Source organism: Wolbachia endosymbiont of Folsomia candida (genome assembly GCF_001931755.2).
GTDB lineage: Bacteria > Pseudomonadota > Alphaproteobacteria > Rickettsiales > Anaplasmataceae > Wolbachia.
On sequence record NZ_CP015510.2, the window covers coordinates 240,162 to 264,354 of the forward strand.

Below are 24,193 nucleotides of genomic sequence, written 5' to 3' on the forward strand. Positions count from 1 at the left end.
CTATAGCAGCAATTTTTTTTACTTGAACTGTAAAAAATTACTTCCGCATGTTCAAAAGTCTCATTATAGTGGCAATAGAGAGAGGCTTTTTGAACTTAAGTTCATCCACTCTTTGGTGTCACTTCAGTGCACACCATATTTTCATCCAAGTAGCCCTAAAGTTGTCATCCCAGTAGGTTCTAAGGGTGTCATCCGGCTTTGTTGCATCGCTACGCAAAGATTTGAAATTATTAATAAAACTTTCCCTTTTTTCGTCATCCGAGTAGCGGACACTGGGATCTAGCAAGCGAAGGTTGCATATAATACGTTTTAGCATTGAATATATACAAATAGATTCTAGCGTCACGCGCTAGAATGACAAAGGCGTGTAGTATTTTTGAGCTATGCAACAAAGCCGGATGACACCAGTAGTTGAGGCTTAACACCCATTCTATCGCTTTACGGGATGTTCGTACAGTTGTGTGTCGTAGCACTGGAATGACATCAACGGTTATATGCATTAAACTAGAAGTTCGTACAGTTGTGTGTCCGCTACTCGGATGACAAGAAGAGATGCTGGAATGGCAAAAGGTCTGCCACTTACATGACAAGGTAAAGAGATATTGGAATCTAAATTTACCACATTACAAATTTCATTTTATTTTCAAAGGAGGCTATTATGTCACTAACTGATATCGCTCACCGTATTAATGAATTATCTTCATCATGGGAGCAATTTAAATTAATAAATGATCGCAAACTAAAAGAAATTGAAAGCAAAGGGCGTCCTGACTCTGGAACGATTGAGCAGCTCTGCAGAGTAAATAATGCCATAGATAGCTGCAAAGAGCGTTTAGATTTGATCGAAACAGCAGTGCAGCGGCCGGAGGTAAATACAGATTTTAGCACAAGCGATAAATACTTTACTGATTACATCCGCAATGGAACGTCAAATGTATTATCACAGAAAACTCTAAGTGGAAGTAGCAAAGAGACGGGAGGATACTTAATTGCGCCACATATTTTGAAACGTATAAACAAATGTGTGACTGATTCATCTCCAATGCGGCAAATATGTTCTACTCAAAAAATTTCTACTGAAACATTAGATTGCATTGTAGAAAATTGTGATCGTGCTTGGGCTGGTTGGAGTGGCGAAACAGTGCCTGATGAAGAGAAAGGTGGGAAGAAGTCAAAATATGATTTTAACAGGGACACTGAGACACCTAAAATTAAAAAAATCTCTATCACAACTTACGAGTTATACGCTCAACCACAAATATCACAAAAGCTACTTGATGATGCATTTGTTGATGTTGAAAGTTGGTTAGTTGAAAAAGTTGTTGAGACTTTTAGCACAGAAGAAAATGAAGCTTTTATCAAAGGTAATGGGACTTTGCAGCCTAAAGGGATTTTAACTTACGAAGATGGAAAAAATTATGGTGAAATAGAGCAAGTTAAAAGCGGTAAGCTGGATAGCGATTCTATAATGATATTATATTATTCTCTGAATGAATATTACTCCAAAAATGCATCATTTCTAATGAATAGAAGTACGCTTAAGGATGTTAGATTACTTAAATCTCAATCTGGCCAATATCTCTGGCAACCAAGTTTGTCACTTGAAGCACCAGATACGTTAATGGGAGTTCCTGTATACCAATCTGCTAACATGCCGCCTGCACCGATTGAAGCAGAAAGTAAAGATGGCAAGTGGCTTCCGATTATTGCAGTGGCAGATTTTAAACAAGCTTATAAAATTGTAGATAGCAGAGGAATGAAAATCTTAAGAGATCCTTACACTAATAAACCGTATATTAGATTTTTTATCACTAAGCGGGTAGGGGGAGAGGCTGTCAATACGAATGCTATTAAATTATTAAAGATTGGACCTGCAACTGACACTACAACTGAACCTGCAAAAACTCAATAATCAATCTTCTCACTCTACGCAGTTATTCTTTTTGATGTGTAATATGGTACATTTGCTACTTTAAAGAGAAAAATGTTGACAAGTTATAGAATAAATGTAATAATTTAAGTTAATTTATTATTAATTTAAAGGAGTAAAGTATGAAAGGAGTAAAAGAAGAAAAAAAGACTTTGTGGAGTCGTTTCACAAGCTGGTTAGGGGAGATTTTTAGTGCTATTAAAAAATTGTTTTCTAGTAATAAAAGTAAAACAACTGTTGTTGCTGAATCTAGCAATGTAATACCAACGCCAACTGAAGGTAAAGGTGTGGAAGCTGTTCAACAACAGGTAACTACAGAACCTGCTGTGGAAACGCCACAACAGCAACCTAAAGATGCAACACCTGAAGTGGTTAAACCAGAAAAAGATGGTAATAATGGAAGTTCTGATCCAGAACAGACTGAGAAGCCTAAAGCGGTAGAAAAACTTGCTCAAGGTGAAGATGGCAGTAAGGGAGATCCTAAACAAACTGATGCTAAAGGTGATCCACAAGGTAAACCTGACCTGCCAGAGAAACCTGTTCTAGCTAACGGTAAGGAAAAAACGAAGTCAGGGGTTATAAACGTTGATGGTCAAGAATTAAAAGTAGTTGTGCCAGAAGGTGATCAATCTCGTGTATCTGACACTCCATTGTACCGGAGAGCTTTTAATGCTTTTACAAGCTGGTTTTCTAGTAATAAAAGTAAAGCAACTGCTGCTGCTCAACCAAACGTCGTAACACCAGAGCAACCTCAAGATAAAGGTGATGGACCTGCAATACCTACTACTGGGTTGCAACAAGAGCCTGAAGTGAAAGTAACTGAAGAAGTTACACAAGGGAAAGGTGGCAATAATGGAGATCCTAATCCAGAAAAAACTGGTGCTAAAGGTGGTCCACAAGGTGAATCTGACCTACCAAAAAAACCTGTTCCAGCTAACGGTAAGAAAAAACCGAAGTTAGGGTTTATAAAAGTTGATGATGATGGTAATGTACAATTAGTTGTTCACAAAAGTTGTAAATCTCGTATCGAGAGCACTGTAGATCCAATCTTAGGATATTGGATATATGTTATAATTGGCGGAAAAGCATATTGTGTTACTGGTAATCCTTGTTCTACAACTATGGGAGAAGATGAATCCTTCTCTGTTACCTCAATGAGGGAGCAAGGAGCTGATAACAAAGATGAATGTTATGATATACCTAAAATAATAAGCAAGTTAGGTTTAGGTGATACAATCACGAGTGTTGGGATAACTCATATATCTGATGTTATAATTACACCTGAAGTTAAAAGCCCTATTGCAAATGGTAATACACCATTCTCAGAAGTTGTTACTCCAAACCCACAACAAGTTGTTGGTAATGGTCTATCTGCACCTAAAGTTGGTAGTTCTAGATCATAATCACTATAACAAACTCTTCTACAAAGGAGCACCTCTTCAGGTGCTCTTTTTTTATATACACAAACCATTAATCAGATAGAATTGCGAGTATAGTTTTTTTACTTCGATGCTTTTCAACTCTATAGTTCTAGGATCAAGTTTCGTTTGTTTACTACTCTTCTTATATATAATCATAAAAAAGAATAGAAGATTAAATGAGGAGAAAATAAAATCGGTGAATCTTGAGGGTAATTTATGTAAATTAGAGTATGAACTTCAAGAAAAAAAACAAATACTGCTCACAAAGGATGAGGAAATAGTGAACTTAAGAATCAGAAAAGCTGAGCTTGAAGTAACTTTGCAGAAGGAGCGTGATGAGAAGGAGAGAGAAATAGAGTTGCTCACAAAAGCAGAGGAAAGATTAACAAATACTTTTAAAGCGCTTTCTCTTGATGCTTTGCAGGTAAATAACAATAATTTTTTGAATCTTGCAAAGGAAGTCATCGATAATAAATTGAAAGAAACAGCTAGTGATTTTAATAAAAGACAAGCAACGATCAACGAAGTTGTAACTCCAATAAAAGAAAAATTAGAAAAATTTGACCATGAAATACGTGAGCTGGAGAAAGAAAGAGTGGGGGCCTATGAAGGTTTAAAGGAGCAAATTGGAGCGCTGATGAATCAAACTTCTAATTTAGCTAATGCTTTAAGAAAACCTCATATTAGAGGAAAATGGGGTGAAATGCAGTTAAAAAGAGTGGTTGAAATGGCTGGAATGATAGAATACTGTGATTTTTTAATTCAGCCATCAGTAATTGATAAGAGTGACGACAATTTATTACGTCCTGATTTGATAATCAAAATGCCATCTGGAAAGCAAATAATAATAGATGCTAAAGTGCCACTTGATTCTTACATGGACGCTATATCACAAAATGATTTGCAAATACAAAAGGAAAAATTGAAGGATCATTCGTTGGCAATAAAAAAGCATATAAATGATTTAGGCAAAAAAGAATACTGGAATCAATTTGAAAATACGCCAGAGCTTGTGGTTTTATTTCTCACAGGGGAGGGGGCTTTCAGTGCAGCACTTGAATATGAGCCTGCTTTGATAGAGATTGGAGTGGAAAAAAGAGTGATTATTGCAACACCTATTACTTTAATTGCGCTCTTAAGAGCTATAGCGTATGGGTGGAAACAAGAGATGATAGCCGAAAGTGCGAAAAAAATCAGTGAGCTCGGACATATATTATATGAGCGCATTTGCACCATGGGTGAGAATTTTGATAATTTGCGTAAGAGTTTAAAGAGTGCTGTGGATAATTATAATAAAACTGCTGGTTCGCTTGAAGCAAGGGTATTTCCTGCTGCTCGGGAGTTTAATAAGCTCGGTATACATTCAAAAAACAAAGAATTAAGCGTTGCAAAAGATTTGGAATTTTTACCACGCAATTTGCATGTTGAAGAATTGCAAACTGATTAAGTTATATATAGCTTGGATATGTAAGGTGTCTTCCCAGTGTCGACGCACACAACTGTACGAACGTCTAATTTAGCGAGAAAGTAAACTAAAAACATCAACCTTTGGTGTCATTCCAGCGCGTGACGCTGGAATCTAGTCTTCTTACTTAATAATTTCATCATATAAACCTTTTGCAGTTATATAAATATAATAGTTTTTCATATATAATGAATAAATTTACTGGATTCCAGTGTCGTAGCACTGGGATCTAGCAAGCGAAGGTTGCATATAATACGTCGTTGGCATTGAAAATACGGAAATGGATTCCAGCGTCACGCGCTGGAATGACACCCCGGTAGTTGATACTTAATGTCTGTCTTATCGCTTTACGGGATGTTCATGCAGTTGTGTGCATGACACTGGGATCTAGCTAAAAACTCAAATGGCAACTAATGAGATAAAATAGTTGATAAGTTATAGATTATATGTAATAATTAAGTATTAATATTTTTTATTTTAAGGAGTAAAATATGAAAGATTCAAAATCAGAAGAAGGAAAAAAGACTGTGTGGGATCGTTTTACAAGCTTGGTTTCGAAAACCTTGAGTTTTCTTGGCAAGTATACAGGCATTTCATGGGTTTTAGGTGGAATTTCGTCAGTCTTGAAGAGTGTATTTGGTAGTAAGGGTGCTGGAAAAGAAGGTGCTGCTACACCAGAAAGTAAAGCACCACAAAATTATGGTGCTGGTAGAGCAGATGGCGTTGCAAGACCAAAAGGTGATGGTATTGAAGCTGTTTCACAAGCGAAGTTTAGTAGTGACGAAAATAGTCTGCTATTAATTATAACCGAGCAACGTTATAGGGATCTTAAAAATAATTATCAAAATAAAGATAATAAAGAAGAATTTTGTGCGTTTGTACAATGTGATGGTGAAAATCTTCGTATTACTGGTTTTTATGAAACGCAGAAAGATGTGAGTGATGGAAAGAAAGCTATATCTGTAACATCAGTAAAGAATGAAAAAGCCAGTGAAGCGTATGTAAAAAAAGAACTATCAGAAATGAAGACTAAGGTGGGCTTAGATGACAACAGAAGGTTTATTGAAATCACTAAGATGTCTCCAGAGCCATTTAATCCCGTAGTTTCAAGCCATAAATCTGCACCTGCTGCAGAAAAAGTAAGTGCTGTTGTTAAGCCAGAAGGTAATGGTAAAGGACATGAGAAGAAAGTGAGTGTATCTAATTCAGCGAGTGCAGATGACGCTGCAAAACCAGACGGTAAAACACCAGAATCACCTAAAGGTAATGGTAAAGGACATGAGAATGGATCTAGAACAGTGGAACAACAATCTGAAACGCCTAAAGTGTCTGAAAAAGGCGGACAGGTGAATGATGGCAACACTGAAACAGGTGCTAAACCACCTGTAAAACCTCAAGGTAATGTTCATAAAGCACAGAATCCTGAAGATGCTGCAAAGGGAAAAATTGTTTACGGTTTTATACAAATCGTTAAGGAAGAAACCTTTAGTGTTGAGGTTGGATCAACATTTAATGATAGGTTAATATTAAAATTGCCAAAAAAGGAAGATTTAGCAAATTATTCCAAAAAACAGGGTAAATCAGGAAAATATTCTGCGTATGTAGAATGTGATGAAAAAGCGTACCAAATTACTGTTAAAGATGTTAGAATAAGTACACTGCAAGGTTTAGATGAGCAGTGGAGGGAGTGGAATGTTTTCTCTATCGATTCAGTGAAACCTCAAGATGCTGAAGATGTATCTTGCGAGTTGAAGCGAATGAAAGAAATTTTAAATTGGAATGATAGTAAAGAAACTATTATGGTAACTAAAATATCTCCAAATCCAATTGAACTTGGAGTTGAAAGCTCTGAATCTGTGCCTGTAGTGAAAAAAGGATCAGAAGAATTTTCTGGAAAAATTGTTCCTTCTAAGCATCTATCAGTGTTAGAATTACACTTAACACATAAAAATTATAAGAAATTACAAGGATGTAAAAATCCAGCTAAACCTGAGGAATTTTGTGTACTTATGGAATGTGCTAATGGCAAATTCCATATCACTGGTAATTATGGGTCGAAGAGAACATTGCATGGTTCTATAATAGCTATAGATTCAGTAACAGATAAAGATGGTGAAACTGTACGTTACACTGAAAAAGAAGGAATGCAAAAAATTCAGGAAATGCTAGGTCTAGTTGGTACAGAAGAGATTGAGGTAACTAGCATATCTAAAGCTCAAGTTGCACCTAAAGTTTCAAGCTCTGAATCTGCTGCTCCTAAGTTATCCGAAGCTAAAAAACCAGAGAATAGGTCTAAGCCAGTAAAGCCAACTAAAAAACCTAAAACGCCTCAAAAAAGCAGACAAGCGGGAGGAGGAAGTTCTGAATCATCTAACGGTAATCAAGAGAAGTTTGTAGGATCTATAAAAGTTGAAGGTGATAACTTAAAATTAGTTGTGCCAAAGAAGAAAGTGTTTTTTATTGAGAACAATAGTAATCTGCTATATGTACAATGTGGTAATAATGTACTTCGTATTACTTGTAATGGTGGATATCATATGAGTGATGGAGACGGTGAGTGCTTTTCTATAAACTCAGTAGCAATGAAAGATGGTGCCAGTGTATCCTCTAAATTAGGTGAGATGAGAGACAAGTTAGGTTTAAAGGAAACAACAACAGAGGTTAATGTAACTATTATGTCTCCAAAAAAGGCTACTGAAGCTACAAGCACTGCGAATGGTAGTCAGCCAAACCCATCAGTTACTAATACGGATCCAAAACAACAATTTGTTTTTGGTAGGCGTCTTACCTTGTAGAATAAACAATCATTCGCAAACTCTTCACAAAGAAGCACCTTATTCTATGTGCTTCTTTGTCATCATATTTAAATATAGAGCAAGTTTTCAAGCATAGCTTTTGTTTTTTCGTATGCTTTGCTTTTTTCTATATATCTCATCACAGGCCGAAAAGTAAATGGTAACCCCAGGATTGTTACGCTTAAAGCTAAGGTAAAAAATATGTAGAAGACTTTGTCTTTACTTTGCCTTTCTTTTAGGTAAAGCACCAAAAATCTACAAAATTTTTTATGATTTCCTTGGAGACTTTCTTTTCTGTAGGCTTTTCTAATAAATGTATCTATTGCAGTATCACCACCATTAGACTTCTTTCGAAACTCTACTTCTGTGGGAAATTGCGTTGTCGCTTCGGTGCTCAAATCCTCGTGTATGTTCAATACACTGCGGTTTTCCGCTCCGTGTGCTCCTAGCACTTGCCTCTCACAAGCGAATTTCGAAAGAAGTCTATTACATTTGATGTTAAGATCTGCTCCTTTTTCTATTAAAAGCTGAGCTATATCAAAATAATCCTTTTGAATAGCAAGGTGCATAGGTGTATATCCTTGTTTATCTTGAATATTCACGTTGGCCCTAGCTTCCAATAATGTTTTTACAACTTTTACATGACCTTTTTTAACTGCAAGTAGCAAAGCGGTTCTATTGCTTTTGGTAGTGGCATTAACATCTACCTTGAGCTTCAATAAGAGCTTAACTGCCTTGGTGTCGCCATTATGGCTAGCCTTATGCAGTCGAGAGTTACCGCTCAAGTCTTTGTCATTTGGATCTATTCCTTTTGATGTAAGAAATGTTATCATTTTTTTATTATTATGTTCAATAGCACAATCGAGCGGGTCAAAACCTTGGTTATTTTTTGTGCAGAGAAATTCTTTAAATTTAGTTTTATCATTGGCTGCTTGTCTTTTAGCAATTAGCTTCACTATTTGCATTTTGTTGTTATATGCTGCTAAGAAAAGCGTAGTATTGTTTTCTAGGTCCTTTTTTTCTACATTTGCACCTTTTTTTATCAGATATTCTATAATCTCTGCTCTACTTTCATAATGTGCGGTACATTGATAAATAGTTGAAAACAAAGGAGTGTGTGAATAATTATCTTCAGATTCAAGGCTTGCTCCATTATCAATCAAGATTTGTACACTTTTTTTGGAGCCATAAAGTGAAGCTATGTGAAGCGGAGTATAGCCTTCTTGCACATCTTTTTCATCAATTTTTGCTCCTCTTGCTATCAAAAAGTCAATTAACTCTATATCATCCCGTAGTGTAGCAAGGTGCAATGGAGTGAATCCATTTTTATCCTTGGAATTGATTGTCAGTTGATTGATAAGGAGTTTAGCAATTTTCTTATGTCCATGTATAATAGCATAATGCAGTGGCTTTCTATTTTCATTATCTATTACATTAAAATCTGCTTCGTGCTCTAATAACGACTTTACCCCAACCACATTGCCTTTTTTTGTGAATTTATGTAAAAGAGTTATCCCGTTTGGATCTTTTGAATTAATATCAAACCCACTTTCTACTAATTGATTTATTTCTTCTTCATGTGCTGTGTCGTGCAACATCACTCTTGCCTCAGTCAAATTATTTATATATAAATAGTACTTCTACTTAATTAATTTTGATTCAACTGCAAGAGCTGGACTATCCATTATAAAAAAAAGAGCATCTGAAGAGATGCTCCTTTTTTGAAGAGTTTGTTATAGTGATTATGTTCTAGAAGTACCAGTGCCAGCAGCAGCTTGTTGTTGTGATTGTGGATTAGCAGTTTCTGAGGATGGGCTACCCATTTTCATCGATTCTTTCCTTTTCATTGACAAAAGATCAGGTAATACTGGAGAGAATACTAACTCTCCTCCTTTTAGAAGAAGGCTAATATTAATCTTTCTACTTTTACTAACGGTTGATGGACTTGGTGCTTCACCATTTGCAGGGCTTTCAACTTCAGGAAATGGCTTGTCAGATATATCAGTTACCTTAGCCTCTGTTCCACCATTTAAATCTAGCAGATCATCGAAAGACACATATTTACCATCCTGCATTCCTACTGAGAGGATATAAAAAAATGTATGTTCTCCAATTGTGTTAGATTCAATAAAACGAACAATCATATGACATGCTTTTCCGCCAATTGTTACATATATCTTAGACCAGTCTCCTTCTATGTTTCGATTGGTTTCAACGAGAAATGCATAATCTTTTTGTACAAATAATTGTGGGTAATGATCACTGTCAGTAACTTTTTTTATATATCCTACAGGTTCCTTTTGTGGCTTTTCTACATGCTTTTCTTGCTGATCACCGTTAGCACCTAAATCCACAGGCTCAGATGTTACTCCAGGATTTTCCTTATTGCCATTTTCCGCTTGTTCAACTCCTCCAATTATTTTAACTTCTTCAGGTTGTGGCATTTTTTTATTAGGTGCGCTCACTTTCTCCTCAGGTCTGTTGCCCTCAGGTTCTTTAGGTGTTTCAGCATCTTTAGCTTCTTCCTTTAAACGCTTTGCAGCCAGAGCTTTTTCCTCTGCTTTTGGGTCATATACGGGACCTTCATATTGTGCACTACTTGCTTTACTTGCATCATTACTGGAAAACAAGTTTTTAATAGTATTCCATATCCAAGTTGTTGCAAACCAGCTTTTAATATGATCCAACATTTTTTTTATTTTTTCTAACATATTTTACTCCTTTGAATTAATAATAAATTAAATTAATTATTACATGTAATTTATAATTTGTCAATACATCTCCCTTTAAAATAGAAAACACGCTGAATTGCGCATTAAAATAGAATATAGATTCAAGTATCAACTACTTGGGTGACGCGAATTTATAATTTGCGTATATAAAAAAAAGAGCACCTGAAGAGGCGCTCCTTTGTGAAGAGTTTGTTACATTGATTATTGTTGACCAGCACCAGGTGCAGATTTAACATTACCAGCAGCTTGTTGTTGTGCTTTTGTAATTTTAGGATCTACTACAGGTGTACCTGTGGTTGTTTTTTCAGGTATTTTAGAGCTTTCAACTTCAGGTGTAGTTTTAATATCAAATTTATAAGTTATATTACATTCTGTTGTTTTGTCATTTAAATCTAACATATCTCTTACACCTTGCATGTTATTATCAGGACTAATCACTTTAGTCTCGTCAAGCTTACCATCATCGCCTCGTTTTAACACTGAGTTTACAATGAAACCATATTCTGTACCAAGCTGAATAGACTTATTACTACCAGTAATTCGATAGACATCTTCACCGCGCTTTACAAGCACCAGATATTCTTTGGGGTTTTTTGGGTTTGGAAGTTCACATTGAAACGAGTATTTCCAGCTTTCTGAGGCTCTTAATATTAGCTTCCCATTATGAATCATAAAAGCCAATCCAGATTTACTTTCTTCAGCTTCTGCATATAATGCAACGCCAGAAATGCGAGTTACATTAACATTTTCTGTATTAGGTAACCCAAACATACCTCCCATTTCCGTATTAGAGCTAACCACGTTAGCCTCTTCATATTCATTATTGTCACCTCGTTTTAACACTGAGTTTATACGGAAAGCATATTTATCAGGCTCATAAAAATTTTGATTATTTTGAGCAGTAACATTAGTCATAGTAGTATACTGCTCAATACTACCAGTAATACGATATGCATTGTTACCAATTTGTATATATACCAAAAATTCTTCTTCGTTTAGGTTTCGAAAATGCTTCAGCCCTTCTATCCAATTTCTTCGTACTACTAATACTGGATTGCCAGAACTATCAGACATTATAACCCCTTGTCGCTTTTTTACACTCTGCGGTTTTTTACTATCGTTAGCACCTGAGTCAAACTTTGGTACACCTTTTTTAGGCTCCAGTGATTGCTTATGAGTAACTTTTTTAGGATCAACTTTAATATCTGTATCTTTTCCACCTTTACCTTTTTTAAGTTTCAGTGGTTGCTTACGGGCAGATTTTTTAGAAGAAGCTTTAATATCTGTAGTTGGTTTTAGCTTTCTAGAACTATCAGACATTATAACCCCTTCAGGTTTTTTTTGTGGCTTTTTTACAATCTTGGTTTTTTTATCATCGTTAGCGCCTGAATCAACGTCTTGTTCACCTTTTTCAGGTTGTTGCACAGCTTTTTGATTTTTAGGTTTGAGTGATGGCGTGCTGGTAACCTTATGTTCTTGGCTAACTTTCACACCTTTACCTTTAGGTTGATTTGTTGTTTCAGCTTTTTGTTTAGTAGTAGAGTTTTCTTGATTATTTGTGCCATTGCCACCAAACAGAAATTTCCAGACTCTAGTACTAGATATCCATTTTCCAAACTCTGTTTTTGCAAACCAGCTTTTAACAAGACCCCAAAAAGTCTTTTTTTCTTTTGCTGCGTTCATATTTTGCTCCTTTAAGTTAATAATAAACTATGTTAATTATTACATATAATTTATAATTTTCAATATATTTCCCTTGAAAATGGAAAGCATGCTGGATTGTACATTAAAATGGAATGTAGATTCAAGTATCAACTACTTGAGTGACGCAAGCTTGCAATTTGCGTATATAAAAAAAGAGCACCTGAAGAGATGCTCCTTTTTGGAGAATTTGTTATGATGTTTATTGTTTATTATGAGCATTACCAACAGCTTCTTGTTGTACTTTTGTCATTCCAGGCTTCACTTCAGGCTCACCTGTAGTTGTTGGTGTTGCAGTGAGTTCAGTTTCAGGTGTAGCTTCAACACCAAATATATTAGTTATATTACCCTCTGTTGTTTTGTCATTTAAATCTAACATATCTCTTACAGCGCTCATATTAGCAACAGGATCGACTACTTCATTCTCGTTAAATTTACCATCATCGCATCGTTTTAACACTGAGTTGACAACGAAACCATATTCTCTACCCATCTGAATACAGTGCTTATTACCAGTAACTCGATAGACATTTTCACCACGCTTTACACACGCCAGATATTCTGTGTGGTCTTCTGGGTTGTGAAGCATAGTCCTTAATTGGCATTTACAGTCTTCTGATGCTCTTAATATTAAATTCCCATTATGAATCATAAAAGTCAATCCAGATTCATTTGCTTTAGCTTGTGTATGTAATGCAACGCCAGATATGCGAGTTACATTAACATTTTGCGTACGAAGCAAGTCAAACATATCTGCCATGGCCTTATTAGAGCTAACCACTTTAGCCTCTTCATATTCATTATTATCACCTCGTTTTAACACTGAGTTTATATGGAAAGTATATTCACTAGGCATCTTAAAACGCTTATCACTGTGAGTATAAACATGCATAGTAGTACTATACTTGTTACTACCAGTAATACGATACGCATCATTACCAATTTGTATATATACCAGATATTCTCCTGATGTTTTTGGGTTTTCAAAATACTCTAACCCTTCTATCCAACATTTTGGTACTACTAATATTGGACTTCCAGAATCATCAGACATTATAACCCCTTCAGGTTTTTTTTGTGGCTTTTCTACAATCTGTGGTTTTTTATCATCGTTAGCGCCTGAATCCACGTCTTGTTCACCTTTTTCAGGTTGTACAGCTCCTTGATTTTTAGGCTTCAGTGCTTACTTTTACCCACAAATATAAAAAAGCTAGTAAAATAGCAAATTCATATATTTGATAAAGGGTTTAAAAATGTACGGAGTAAATACAAATACGCAATATACTGATAGCTTAGGGGACAAATGGCTAGAAAGAGAGTTGAGACATGTTAATCTGGGAGATATAAGGCTTAATAAGAGGCTTATTACAACAAGTTATCTTATAGAGCGTAAGGCATCTGGATCAATTAATCAAAGTTGTGGTGGATGGAAAGAAGCTAAGGGCGCGTACAGGTTGTTTAGTAATGAAAAGCTTGAGGCCGAGAAAATTTATTCTTCTCATCATAAAGAAACAGCGGAAAGGATAAAAGGAAATAAGCTTATATTTTCAATCCAAGATACTAGTTATTTGGATTTTGACTCTCATATAAATACCAAAGGGCTAGGCAGTATTTCTAAAGCTTATACAAAGCATAAAAAGGGTTTGCTGCTGCATAGTGCCTTAATGGTCAGTAAAGAAGGATTACCTTTAGGTTTATCTTCTCAACAGTGCTGGGCGCGTCCCGCTAGAAAAGAAGAAACAGCAAAAGAAAAAGCAAATAGGAAATACCGTACTTCTATAGAGGAGAAAGAAAGTTATAAGTGGATAGCAGCACTAAAAGAAACCATAAATAACGTTTCCAAAGATGTACAACTTGTCACTCTTGGTGATAGGGAAGCAGATATCTTCAAATTTTTATGGATAGCTGAATCATTGGGTAGTTTTTATGTAATCCGTAACCGAGCTAATAGAAAATTTATCTGTACTGAAGAGGGAAAAACAGATTTGCAAACACGCATAGCTCAACTTCCGGTAAAAGAGAAAATCGTCTTGGAAGTTGCTAAAAACGGGCACCAGAAGTCAAGAAAAGCAAATATTGAAGTAAAATATATGAAAGGCTATATACCTATCAGAGCGCCTTACATTTATGGGTCAAAAGATACAGCACATAAAATAAGTGATAAAGTCGCTGTATATGTGGTAAGCGCAAAGGAAATGGATCCTCCTAAAGGAGTTGAAGCTATCGATTGGACTTTGTTAACTAATGTACCAGTTAATAGCACTTTAGATGCCATAGAAAGGATAAATTGGTATAAGCTACGATGGAAAATTGAAGAATACTTTAGAATTTTAAAATCAGGATGTAAAATAGAAAGCTCTCGTTTAACTACAAAGGAAAGGCTACAGAAATTAATTGCTATAAAGAGCATTATTACATTTAAAATTTTATATTTAACAAAAGTGGCTTTATCGCATCCTATGGAGGCTTGCACTAAGGTTCTAAGCAATGAAGAGTGGAAAGCTCTTTACATACGTGAGCATCAAGTGGCCACATTGCCCGAAGAACCTCCAAACATAAAACAAGCTATTATTTGGTTAGGAAAATTAGGTGGGTTTATGAATAGAAAAGGTGATAATTTACCAGGAAGTATGACTCTATGGCGAGGCTATGAAAATCTTAGAGAGAGCATGGTTATGCTTCACATAATAACTTCTCAAAGTTATGGGTAAAAGTAAGGCTTCAGTGGTGGCGTACTGGTAACCTTATGTTTTTGACCAACTTCCACACCTTTATCTTTAGGTTGACTTGCTGTTTGAGCTTTTCGGTTAGCAGTATTTACTTTACTTGTATCATTACTAGAAAACAAGTTTTTAATAGTATTCCATATCCAAGTTGTTGCAAACCAGCTTTTAATACGACCCCAAAAAGTCTTTTTTGCTTTTGCTGCGTTCATATTTTTCTCCTTTAAGTTAATAATAAACTAGGTTAATTATGACATATAACTTATAATTTGTCAATATATCTCCATCTTTAAAATAGAAAACATGCTGGATTGCACGCTAAAGTAAAAGCACATAAAAAATATTTACAATCAACGCTTGACGTGATAAATTGAAAGCAGCTTATTCCTCGGTAGCTCAGTGGTAGAGCAGTTGGCTGTTAACCAATTGGTCGCTGGTTCGAATCCGGCCCGGGGAGCGTTTTTCGTAAGGTTCCAGCATTCATAAGGTATGAACTTTAAATCTGTGGTTTTGTGTATACTGGATGGTTGGGGAAATGGAATAGAGGGCAGCAAGTATAACGCTATTAGTAACGTAAACCCACGTTGCTGGCAGCATATTAGTTCTAATTATCCAAAGTGTAATTTATTCGCCTGTGGAACTGATGTTGGATTACCAGATGGTCAAATAGGTAATTCAGAAGTCGGCCATATGAATATTGGAAGTGGCAGAGTGGTAATGCAAAGTCTGCAGCGTATTAACCAGGAAATTGAGGCAATAGAAAACAATAAAAACCTACAAGATTTTATCAGTAATTTAAAAGCCAAGAATGGTATATGCCATATAATGGGGTTAATATCAGATGGTGGCGTGCACTCGCATCAAAAGCATATTTCAATCTTAGCAAACAAAATATCACAATGTGGAGTTCAAGTAGTGATACATGCCTTTTTAGATGGAAGAGATACACTTCCTAATTCGGCAAAAAAATGCATTCAAGAATTTGAAGATGATATAAAGAACAATGATATAAAAATTGTCACTATCTCGGGGCGTTATTACGCTATGGACCGTGATAATAGGTGGGAAAGAACAATTGAAGCTTATGAGGCTATCGCATTTGCAAAAGCGCCAGGTCATAATGATGCGATATCACTCATTGATCAAAATTATCAAGACAATATAACAGATGAATTTATTAGGCCTGCGGTAATCGGGAATTATCAAGGTATAAAACCTGAAGATGGAGTGCTTCTAGCTAACTTCCGTGCTGACCGAATGATACAATTAACAAGTATGTTGCTTGGCAGATCAGGACATTTAGGTGTCATTCCAGCTAGTAACGCCGGAGTAAATGGATCCCATTTAAGTATGATGCAGTATAAAGAAGACTTTAAAATTCCTTGTCTTTTTTCTCCTACATCTTTTTCTAACACTTTAGGTCAGATCATATCGGACAATAAATTGCAACAATTACGTATTGCTGAAACTGAAAAATATGCACATGTGACTTATTTTTTTAATTGTGGCAAAGAAGAACCTTTTTCTGGCGAAGAAAGAATACTCATTCCTTCACCAAAAGTTAAAACTTATGACCTGCAGCCAGAAATGTCAGCTTTTGAACTCACAGAAACGCTGGTAAAAAAGATTTATTCACAAGAATTTGCACTGATAGTTGTAAACTACGCTAATCCTGATATGGTTGGGCATACTGGCAATATCAAAGCGGCTGAGAAAGCTGTATTAGCTGTAGATGATTGTCTTCAAAAAGTGCTAAATGTTGTTAAGGAAATTGGTAATACTGCGTTGATTGTTACTGCAGATCATGGAAATGTGGAATGTATGTTTGACGAAGAAAGCAACACTCCACATACAGCGCACACTCTAAACAAAGTGCCATTTATTGTATGCTCTGATTTTTGTGACAGTCTAAATTTGAGAGATGGAAATTTATCTAACATTGCGCCTACCATTCTACAGTTACTTGGAATTAAAAAACCAGACGAAATGACGAGTAGTTCGCTGATTATAATGGATGAGGCTTAACTCAACCCAAGTTTTAAATTTTTTGCTGTTAATAATAATGGTGATTCATTAAAAAAAATATTAATATCATCAATATTATCTATATTTTGCACACTGATAGATTGATCAATTCTTTTAACTAGATTAGATAAAACTTTGTTAGGTCCAATTTCAATAAACTTGTTAATTCCATTACTTGCCATATGTAAAACCATCTCTCTCCATCTCACTCTGCTTACGATTTGTTTAGCGAGCAAAGGTTTTATGATTTTCGAATCGCTTTCCTCTTTAGCTGTAACATTTGATAATAAAGGAAGAGTAGGGTGCTTCATTTCGATACCATCTAAAAACTCCAAAACTTTTTCATCAGCAGGTCTCATGAGAGATGAATGGAAAGGTCCACTAACCTGCAATTTTATTAGTTTCTTGATACCAGAGTTCTTGAGCAAATCAGGTAATGCTTCAAGAGCCTCCATAGTTCCGCTTATAACTACTTGTCCACCACCATTATCATTGGCAATTTCACAAATTCCATCTGATTTTAATATGTCTTCTACTTCAGTCAAATCTGCTCCGAGCAGTGCAACCATACCACCTTTGCATTTTAGTGAGGCTTCGTGCATTGCTTCGCTACGGATTTTTAGCAGCTTTACTGTGGACTCAAGAGTCAAAGCTTCTGCGGCACATAGCGCTGTATATTCACCAACTGAGTGTCCACAAACATATTTAACATTATGATCCAAGAAAAGTGATTTGCCAAACACATGCTCCATAACGCGCAGTGTTGCAATTGAAACTGCCATTATAGCTGGTTGGGCATTTTCTGTAATCGTTAATTCTTCAATAGGTCCGTTGAAAATTACATTAGATAATTTTCTATTTAGTATGCTGTCTACTTCGTCAAATACTTGCTTGGCGGCAGAAAATTCACTGTATAGACTTTTTCCCATTCCTACAAACTGGGAACCCTGACCAGGAAAAGCGAAAATCATGATTTATTTATTTTTTATTAAGTATATTACTTTGTTTATTTTCTGTCAACATTCTGTAATAATGCTTGACCAAGTGGTAAAATTTAAGTAGCATAAAAATGAACTGAAGATTTACGCGTTAGCAATGGCAGAAATTAATTACCATAAAATTATCATAATCATGACAAATGGTGAAGAGTTTGAGACTCGCTCGACATATGGAAAGGAAGGTGATAAAGTGAAGCTTGATAGGGATCCTCTTACTCACCCTGCATGGACTGGAAGTTTAACGAGTGGATCAACAAGCAAAACCAGCAGAATGGCTAAGTTTAACGATAAGTATGGGGATATTTTTTAATTTTTCCTTGGCTTTGTAAAGAGCTTGGCAGAGCATGAGTTACAGAAATATAGGCTATATTGCTTCTGAATCACCAAAATCACAGAAAGTATCTAAGCTATTACAAGAGCTTGATTTTATCAATATAGCAGAGGAAAATAAATCCGAAATTGATCTACTCATAGTTGTTGGTGGCGATGGCTTTATGCTTCGTACATTACATAATTATGTTATGGATAATAAAAACATGCATGTGTATGGCATAAACACAGGTAATGTTGGATTTTTAATGAATAAGTGTTTTAACAGCAGTGAAGATTTAATTGATCATATAGAGCATACAATTTCAACTCAGTTAACCTTATTAAAAATGGAAGCCATAGATACAAGTGGCAATAAATATCACTATACAGCGGTAAATGAGGTATACGTTTTTAGGAAAACGAATCAAATAGTGGAAATGAATGTCACTATTAATAACAAGCTAAAAGTAGAAAAATTTAGGGGAGATGGGATAATACTCTCCACACCAACGGGCAGCACTGCATATAATTTCTCTGCTGGCGGTCCAATATTACCACTCAATTCAAACTTATTTTCACTTACTTCTATCAATAGTTATTACCCTAGGCATTGGAATGGAGCACTTATCTCAAATGATACTGTAGTGCAAATTGACATTAACGACGTAAAAAATCGTCCAGCAATTGTCGTTTCAGATTATAAAGAATTTCACGATATATCACAGATAAAAATACAAAAAGACCAAGAAAACACAATCACGCTGCTTTTTGATAAGGATTATTCTCTCAATGAAAGAATTTTTGACAAGCAATTTTTGTATTAAAACTTTCTAGGTATAACTGCAGTAGTTATTCGTACACTAGTATTTACTATCTTTTAATCAGTATAACGTAATCAACACAGCATAGTAATTAATTTAAGAGGGTAAATATGCTAACACCAAAAACACAAGATAATGAAACAGGAAGTCCAAGCGTGCCAGAGCTAAAGAAGCATTTTGAATCACCAAGCTCAAGCGTTCGGGGATCAGTTGGCGCTCAAACACCACCTCGTAGCAGTGCATCTTCAAATCAAAGCACGCCACAACCAAAACCTAGAAGCATAAGTCTACAAAATGCAGGAGAAGAAAATAGTCCACCACCACCTATAGATACAAATCCGTTTGGTGACCCTGATTGTGAAGAACAAGACACATCAAGTGTCGAAGGATCAGCTAATCATAAGTCAGAAGAACATCTTTATGCAGCTATAGATCCAAGAACAAAATCTTCAAAAAAGAGTTCTGGTAGTGATAGCGGAGTAGATGATCCAAGTTCAGGAATGAAAAGATCAGCTTCTGTAGGAACATTATATAGCGAGCCTTGGGATCGTGCTCAAGCTGTTGAAGATTTAAATAAGAGATTTGAGGAAGTATCTCGTAATAGTTCAGATACACCTTCAACTGGCTTACCATCATACAGTGATGATACTAATAGTGAAGCAGACTCTAATACTCCACTGATTAAATCAGATAAAATAACAAATAGATTCTGGCCAAGAGCAAAATATTCCATGCAGCAGAAGAGTTTTATAATCCCCACGGTCGGTGCTACTTTCATCACACTGTATCTGGCTGCATACACTACTCTATCGTATATGCAAAACAAGAGCATGTTTATTGCATTCATTACAAATAATCCTAAATTTATTACTGTACCTGGTATTATAGCAGCTTCATTATTTGCGATTGGCATAATTTGTGTTATTAAACAAGCTAATAATACTATAGAGCATGAAATTCAGGAAAAAAACCCTGATAAAGTTTTAAAGAAAGTATTAGAGCTTCAACCTAAAGACAAAATCATAAAATCTGTAAGATTAGAATATAGTAATAATACTCATTCAAATTTCACGTTTAATACTTGGAAATCTCAGAAAGGTTTTGTCAATATTGATGAAAAAATAGTTAATAGGACTAGTAAAATAGAATCAGTATTCAACGATAGGCCGGTATTTACTGCGTTACTAACAGGTTTTGTTGTTGCAAATGTAGCGCTTCCTTTGGGGCTCTATGCAGCAGGTGGTATAAGTAATGTAACAACATTTTACCAAAGCCTCCTGGCTACTAACATTGGGTTATCACTACTTGTAGCTTCAAGTGTGCTTGCATTATCAATTTTATGTCTTGGCGTTCATTACTATAACAAAACAAATTGCACCAATCGTGTATATCCTCATGACGATCCTAAAGGTGAAAATGTTAATCCGAAATTAATTGACAAAATAAAAGAAGAAAGAACGAACGTTCTTGGAGAAAATCACAGTCAAGACGGTAAATGCAGCAGTTTACTGACTGAGCGAGTTGTAGTTAAGGCTCATAATTGTTCAACCCTTTTAATAGAATGTTGTTAATAAATTATAAAACATATAGCAGATTCCTTGCGAAACCTTGTTATTTTAGTGTCATGCTACTTATGTGCATAATTGTACGAATGTGCAATTTTGAAGGAAAAAGTACGAAAAATGATGTCATCCCAGTTTCCATACTCTTGTCATCCCTGTAAAGGTCAACTAATTCGATGACAAAAATGTTAAGATAAAAGAAACATTTTTGAGGGAGTTAGGTATGAGAAGAAACACAGAAGATAAAACTTTAGAGAGAAATTACCAAAGTAAATGGAGATTTTTGATCAAAGAATATGAGCAAACAAAGGCAAAAAAGCATCCATTTTATAGATTTGTAGGCGATTTTTATCACGCTAATGGAATCAACAGACAAACATTCTGTAAATATTATAATAGGTATAGAAATAGCGGATTAGAAAAAGAGTTTTTACCAAGAAAAAGAGGTCCAAGATGGGAAAGTAGAAGAACAGATATTGAAATAGAAAAAGCAGTTATAGAGGAGCGGAAAAAAGGGATAAATAAATATGAAATTTGTGCTATACTAGCAAAAAAGTTGGGCAACAAAACACCTTCTCCATCTGGTATATATAATATTATTAAGAGAGCCGGCATGAATAAGTTGAGCACAAAAGAAAAAGAGGTGAAGAGAAAGATAATCAGGGAAAAAGCTGGAGAATTGGCACATATAGACTGTCATTATCTGAGTAAAGATATGATAATAAATGAGAGCAAAAGATACTATTTAGTGTGTGTAATAGACGATGCAAGCCGTATAGCATGGGCAGAAGTTTTAGAAAATATTCAGAGTCTGAATGTAATGTTTGCAGTGCTCAGATGTTTTAATTATATAAAGCAAAGTTACAGTATTCAGTTCAAAGAAGTAATGACAGACAATGGACCAGAGTTTGCATCAAGAAGTAATTTGGATGGACATCCATTTGAAAGAATGTTAGTTGAAATTGGCTTAAAGCATTTATATACAAGGCCATATAGACCACAAACAAATGGCAAAGTAGAGCGCTTTTGGCGGACTTTAAATGATGATTTGATTGAGGGAACAACGTTTGAGACCGTTCAAGAATTTAAGGATGAATTGTTTAGATATTTAATTTATTACAATGAACACAGGCCGCATCAAGCTCTTGGAGGTATTACTCCTTTGAGCTTTTTGCAAAATTTGTCAATGAATTAGTTGACCTTTACAATCCCAGTGCGTGACAGGCTTTGTTGCATAGCTAGGGAGAAAAAAGCTGGAAGTTACTGACTAAATTCATTATAAAATGGCCATTTAACCGCCAAAGGAAAAATATGCCAGTCAAAATGAAAGTCAGTAACCAAAGTGAATATAACAAATTTCTTCAAGAAAGGGGAAATATTTTTCATTACATCAACGACGCCATTGAAAATTGGCACGAAAATAGACCAAAAGTAGCAGGTGGCAATAATATTTACACCGATAAAGTTGTGATTTTAGTTCATATAATAACTTATCTATTTAGGATTGGCCTGAGGCAAACGGTAGGATTTATAAAAGGATACCTCGAGCAAATAGGAAAAAGCCTACAAGTCATCAGCTATTCACAGGCCTCAAGAAGATTTAAAAAACTGAATATTAAGATTAATGACAACAGGGTTGATAAAAATAATATGGAAAATATTGAAATTGCTATAGATAGCACTGGTATTGGCATCTATAACACTACTGCTGGCCATAACAAAAAAAATAATGAAGTGAGACAATACAGAGGGAGAGAACAAGCAAGAAAAATGCATGTAATGTTAGATATAAGCAGCAAAAAAGTTATGGATTTAAAATACACTGAACTATATTATCCTGACCACTGGGCAGCTAGTAAGCTGATGAAAAATGATTATGGTAAAATAGAAACGTTATATGCAGATGGTGCATATGACAGAGCCATGATTTATCAGCAATGTTACAAGCTTAGAATAAAAACGAAAATACCACCAAAAATTGATGCAGTAGAGCATCAGAATTTGGATTATATGGCCCAAAGAAATACTGCAGTTAGGTTAATAAGATCGTTTGATGGAGATACAATAGAGAAAATAAAGCAATGGAAAAAGGAGGTAGGATATGGAAAAAGATCCTACATAGAAGCATTCTTTTCGCGATTAAAGCAAATATTTGGGTTTAGTTTTAGGAATAAATCTGAGGTTAATCGTGAGAAGGAACTGCTACTCAAGTGCTATTTGCTGAATAAATTTACTGATATAGGTATGGCTAAATTTCAGGTAGCCTCATGAACTTATCATATACTACCTGATGCCAACTAGCTATGCAACAAAGCCTGCGTGACACTGGGATCTAAGTTTTATGAAAAACTATTATATTTATATATTTGCAATGGAAAATCTATTTAGTTGCAAGAAAAAATCAAGATTGATATAATTTATATTTCGAAATTAAGAAAGATCCCAGTGTCACGCACACAAGTGTACGAACGTTTGTTATGGAAAGTGAAAAAGGTAATAATCGTAGACTTTTTCTGGGTTTCCACCACAATATTCAATGACAGGTTTTAGGATTTCAAGCCTGAGTTCATTCATAAAAGCTCTCCTTGCAAACTTATAACTCTTGATTTCGCTGCGTTTTCTGTATTCTGTTAATAAAACCGAAGCAATAAGAATCATGTATAGTGTGACCAAAATTGTGTTTTTGCTATGTCCAAGAAAATGCTTCGTGTTGAGCTCCTGCTTGATAAATTTGAAGAAAACTTCTATTGACCAGCGCCTTTTGTAAAGAGCGCAGACTTCTTCAGCAGACATTTCATAAATATTAGTCAAAAATGTGAGAACTTCGCCATTCTGTCGATTTTGCGCTTTAATTAGCCTGATTTCAAACGACAAAAATCTTGAACCTTTTTGCCCCAGCCTGACTACTACATCTTCCATTAGCTCAAGCGTTCCAGTCTGCATGCCTGCAACTTTTCCGTGGATACGCACAATTTGATAACGAATATTATCGTTGCCACGTGTGATAAAATGTATGCCTTTATCTATAAACTCCTCGAAAGTTGCACGTTTTTGCAGTCCTCGATCAAATATGCAAATCGACTCTTGACCGTGATTTAAAATCATTTCCCGGAACGATGTGCTGTCAGAGGAGCCCTTGGCTTGAGTATACAAGTTCAGCAACTTTGCAAACCTGCCGTCAGTGGCAACGGTGCACTTTACCATATTCTTTGCACCACCACGCCATGGTATTGCAGATTGCAGTAATTTGCTCGATAACTGCAGGGTTGTGGAATCTATAATTAATAGCTTTTCTTGGTCTTTTTGGTTACAAAAACTTTGTAAAACGAACGAAAAAATTCTTTCGAAGTACTTAATTGGTATCGTTTTTAAGCGGCTTGCCACCGATGAATGGCGCGTATTCAGGCAAAACATCCGACGATAATTTTCCTCGATAGTCCGCAAGCTCAGCTCGTTTTTCTCCAATATGCTGTACAGCAGTAAATTAAATATATTTTCTCCCGTAAGTTTGCCCACTTTGTAATCAACGCCAACCGCTTTGCCTATTTCATCTAACACTGCTTTCGGCAATTTTGATATTATTTCTTTGTAATAAAACACACTTCACACCCTAATTTTTTTCCTATCTTATCGCTAAATTAGACGTTCGTACAGTTGTGTGTCACGCACTGGGATGACAAGAAGAAGGCTACTTGGATAACAGGGTTT

General features: G+C 35.5%; 20 protein-coding genes and 1 tRNA gene. 13 read left to right on the forward strand and 8 right to left on the reverse strand.

The genetic code is table 11. The features are described from left to right. Positions 1-22 precede the first annotated feature (22 nt). A complete protein-coding gene (locus ASM33_RS08280; RefSeq protein ID WP_157956350.1) occupies positions 23-283 on the forward strand; it encodes a hypothetical protein in 261 nt (86 codons plus the stop codon). A gap of 216 nt (positions 284-499) precedes the next feature. On the opposite strand, the gene ASM33_RS08785 is transcribed toward ASM33_RS08280, so the two are convergent. Next, positions 500-622, reverse strand: a complete 123-nt coding sequence (locus ASM33_RS08785) for a hypothetical protein (RefSeq protein WP_257791004.1) — start codon at positions 620-622, stop codon at positions 500-502. 36 nt (positions 623-658) lie between these two features. Here ASM33_RS08785 and ASM33_RS01165 point away from each other — a divergent pair, with 36 nt between their 5' ends. The 4 genes from ASM33_RS01165 (at position 659) to ASM33_RS01180 (ending at position 7,611) form a co-directional block, all read left to right on the forward strand. Next, positions 659-1,912, forward strand: coding sequence for a phage major capsid protein (locus ASM33_RS01165; RefSeq protein WP_110409404.1), 1,254 nt, complete (start codon positions 659-661; stop codon positions 1,910-1,912). Positions 1,913-2,052: 140 nt separating this feature from the next. Then, positions 2,053-3,333: a hypothetical protein gene (locus ASM33_RS01170; RefSeq protein ID WP_110409403.1), complete on the forward strand. Its 1,281-nt coding sequence runs from the start codon at positions 2,053-2,055 to the stop codon at positions 3,331-3,333. A gap of 106 nt (positions 3,334-3,439) precedes the next feature. Then, positions 3,440-4,798, forward strand: a complete 1,359-nt coding sequence (locus ASM33_RS01175; protein WP_110409402.1) for a DNA recombination protein RmuC — start codon at positions 3,440-3,442, stop codon at positions 4,796-4,798. A gap of 509 nt (positions 4,799-5,307) precedes the next feature. Beyond that, the gene (locus ASM33_RS01180) at positions 5,308-7,611 is read left to right on the forward strand and encodes a hypothetical protein (protein ID WP_110409401.1); all 2,304 of its coding nucleotides are present in this window, start codon (positions 5,308-5,310) and stop codon (positions 7,609-7,611) included. Between the two features lie 68 nt (positions 7,612-7,679). Here the strand turns inward: ASM33_RS01180 and ASM33_RS01185 are convergent, their stop codons facing one another. The 4 genes from ASM33_RS01185 to ASM33_RS01200 form a co-directional block, all read right to left on the reverse strand. Continuing rightward, positions 7,680-9,209, reverse strand: a complete 1,530-nt coding sequence (locus tag ASM33_RS01185) for an ankyrin repeat domain-containing protein (RefSeq protein WP_110409400.1) — start codon at positions 9,207-9,209, stop codon at positions 7,680-7,682. A 144-nt stretch (positions 9,210-9,353) separates the two neighbouring features. Continuing rightward, positions 9,354-10,322 (reverse strand): hypothetical protein, encoded by a 969-nt coding sequence (locus ASM33_RS01190; RefSeq protein WP_110409399.1) that lies wholly within the window; start codon positions 10,320-10,322, stop codon positions 9,354-9,356. 222 nt (positions 10,323-10,544) lie between these two features. After that, on the reverse strand, positions 10,545-12,026 hold the full coding sequence (locus ASM33_RS01195) for a hypothetical protein (RefSeq protein WP_110409398.1): 1,482 nt from the start codon (positions 12,024-12,026) through the stop codon (positions 10,545-10,547). A gap of 220 nt (positions 12,027-12,246) precedes the next feature. Continuing rightward, positions 12,247-13,173: a hypothetical protein gene (locus tag ASM33_RS01200; protein WP_110409397.1), complete on the reverse strand. Its 927-nt coding sequence runs from the start codon at positions 13,171-13,173 to the stop codon at positions 12,247-12,249. A gap of 106 nt (positions 13,174-13,279) precedes the next feature. On the opposite strand from ASM33_RS01200, the gene ASM33_RS01205 reads away from it, so the two are divergent. Beyond that, positions 13,280-14,755 carry an IS4 family transposase gene (locus ASM33_RS01205; protein ID WP_157956338.1) on the forward strand — a complete coding sequence of 492 codons (1,476 nt, stop codon included), beginning with the start codon at positions 13,280-13,282 and terminating at the stop codon, positions 14,753-14,755. Here the strand turns inward: ASM33_RS01205 and ASM33_RS01210 are convergent. Then, entirely contained in the window at positions 14,746-14,979 is a 234-nt protein-coding gene (locus tag ASM33_RS01210) for a hypothetical protein (RefSeq protein ID WP_110409396.1), read from the reverse strand. The genes ASM33_RS01205 and ASM33_RS01210 overlap by 10 nt on opposite strands. 173 nt (positions 14,980-15,152) lie before the next feature. Here ASM33_RS01210 and ASM33_RS01215 point away from each other — a divergent pair. Next, positions 15,153-15,224 (forward strand) — tRNA-Asn (locus tag ASM33_RS01215). Positions 15,225-15,256: 32 nt separating this feature from the next. Next, positions 15,257-16,792 (forward strand): 2,3-bisphosphoglycerate-independent phosphoglycerate mutase, encoded by a 1,536-nt coding sequence (gene gpmI / locus ASM33_RS01220; protein ID WP_110409395.1) that lies wholly within the window; start codon positions 15,257-15,259, stop codon positions 16,790-16,792. Here the strand turns inward: gpmI and fabD are convergent. Further along, positions 16,789-17,763, reverse strand: coding sequence for an ACP S-malonyltransferase (gene fabD / locus ASM33_RS01225; protein WP_112477189.1), 975 nt, complete (start codon positions 17,761-17,763; stop codon positions 16,789-16,791). The two genes, gpmI and fabD, sit on opposite strands and share 4 nt — an antisense overlap. Positions 17,764-17,887: 124 nt before the next feature. Here fabD and rpmE point away from each other — a divergent pair, with 124 nt between their 5' ends. The 5 genes from rpmE to ASM33_RS01250 all read left to right on the forward strand — a co-directional run bounded on the left by rpmE (position 17,888) and on the right by ASM33_RS01250 (position 22,756). Further along, entirely contained in the window at positions 17,888-18,100 is a 213-nt protein-coding gene (gene rpmE / locus ASM33_RS01230; RefSeq protein ID WP_110409393.1) for a 50S ribosomal protein L31, read from the forward strand. Positions 18,101-18,134: 34 nt separating this feature from the next. Next, on the forward strand, positions 18,135-18,926 hold the full coding sequence (locus ASM33_RS01235; protein ID WP_110409392.1) for an NAD kinase: 792 nt from the start codon (positions 18,135-18,137) through the stop codon (positions 18,924-18,926). 107 nt (positions 18,927-19,033) lie between these two features. Next, positions 19,034-20,494: a hypothetical protein gene (locus ASM33_RS01240; protein WP_110409391.1), complete on the forward strand. Its 1,461-nt coding sequence runs from the start codon at positions 19,034-19,036 to the stop codon at positions 20,492-20,494. 199 nt (positions 20,495-20,693) lie between these two features. Continuing rightward, positions 20,694-21,680, forward strand: a complete 987-nt coding sequence (locus tag ASM33_RS01245) for an integrase core domain-containing protein (RefSeq protein WP_157956349.1) — start codon at positions 20,694-20,696, stop codon at positions 21,678-21,680. Between the two features lie 116 nt (positions 21,681-21,796). Next, positions 21,797-22,756, forward strand: a complete 960-nt coding sequence (locus tag ASM33_RS01250) for an IS5 family transposase (RefSeq protein WP_110409214.1) — start codon at positions 21,797-21,799, stop codon at positions 22,754-22,756. Positions 22,757-22,960: 204 nt separating this feature from the next. On the opposite strand, the gene ASM33_RS01255 is transcribed toward ASM33_RS01250, so the two are convergent. Further along, complete coding sequence (locus ASM33_RS01255) at positions 22,961-24,085, reverse strand: IS4 family transposase (protein ID WP_110409390.1); 1,125 nt, start codon at positions 24,083-24,085, stop codon at positions 22,961-22,963. Positions 24,086-24,193: the final 108 nt, after the last annotated feature.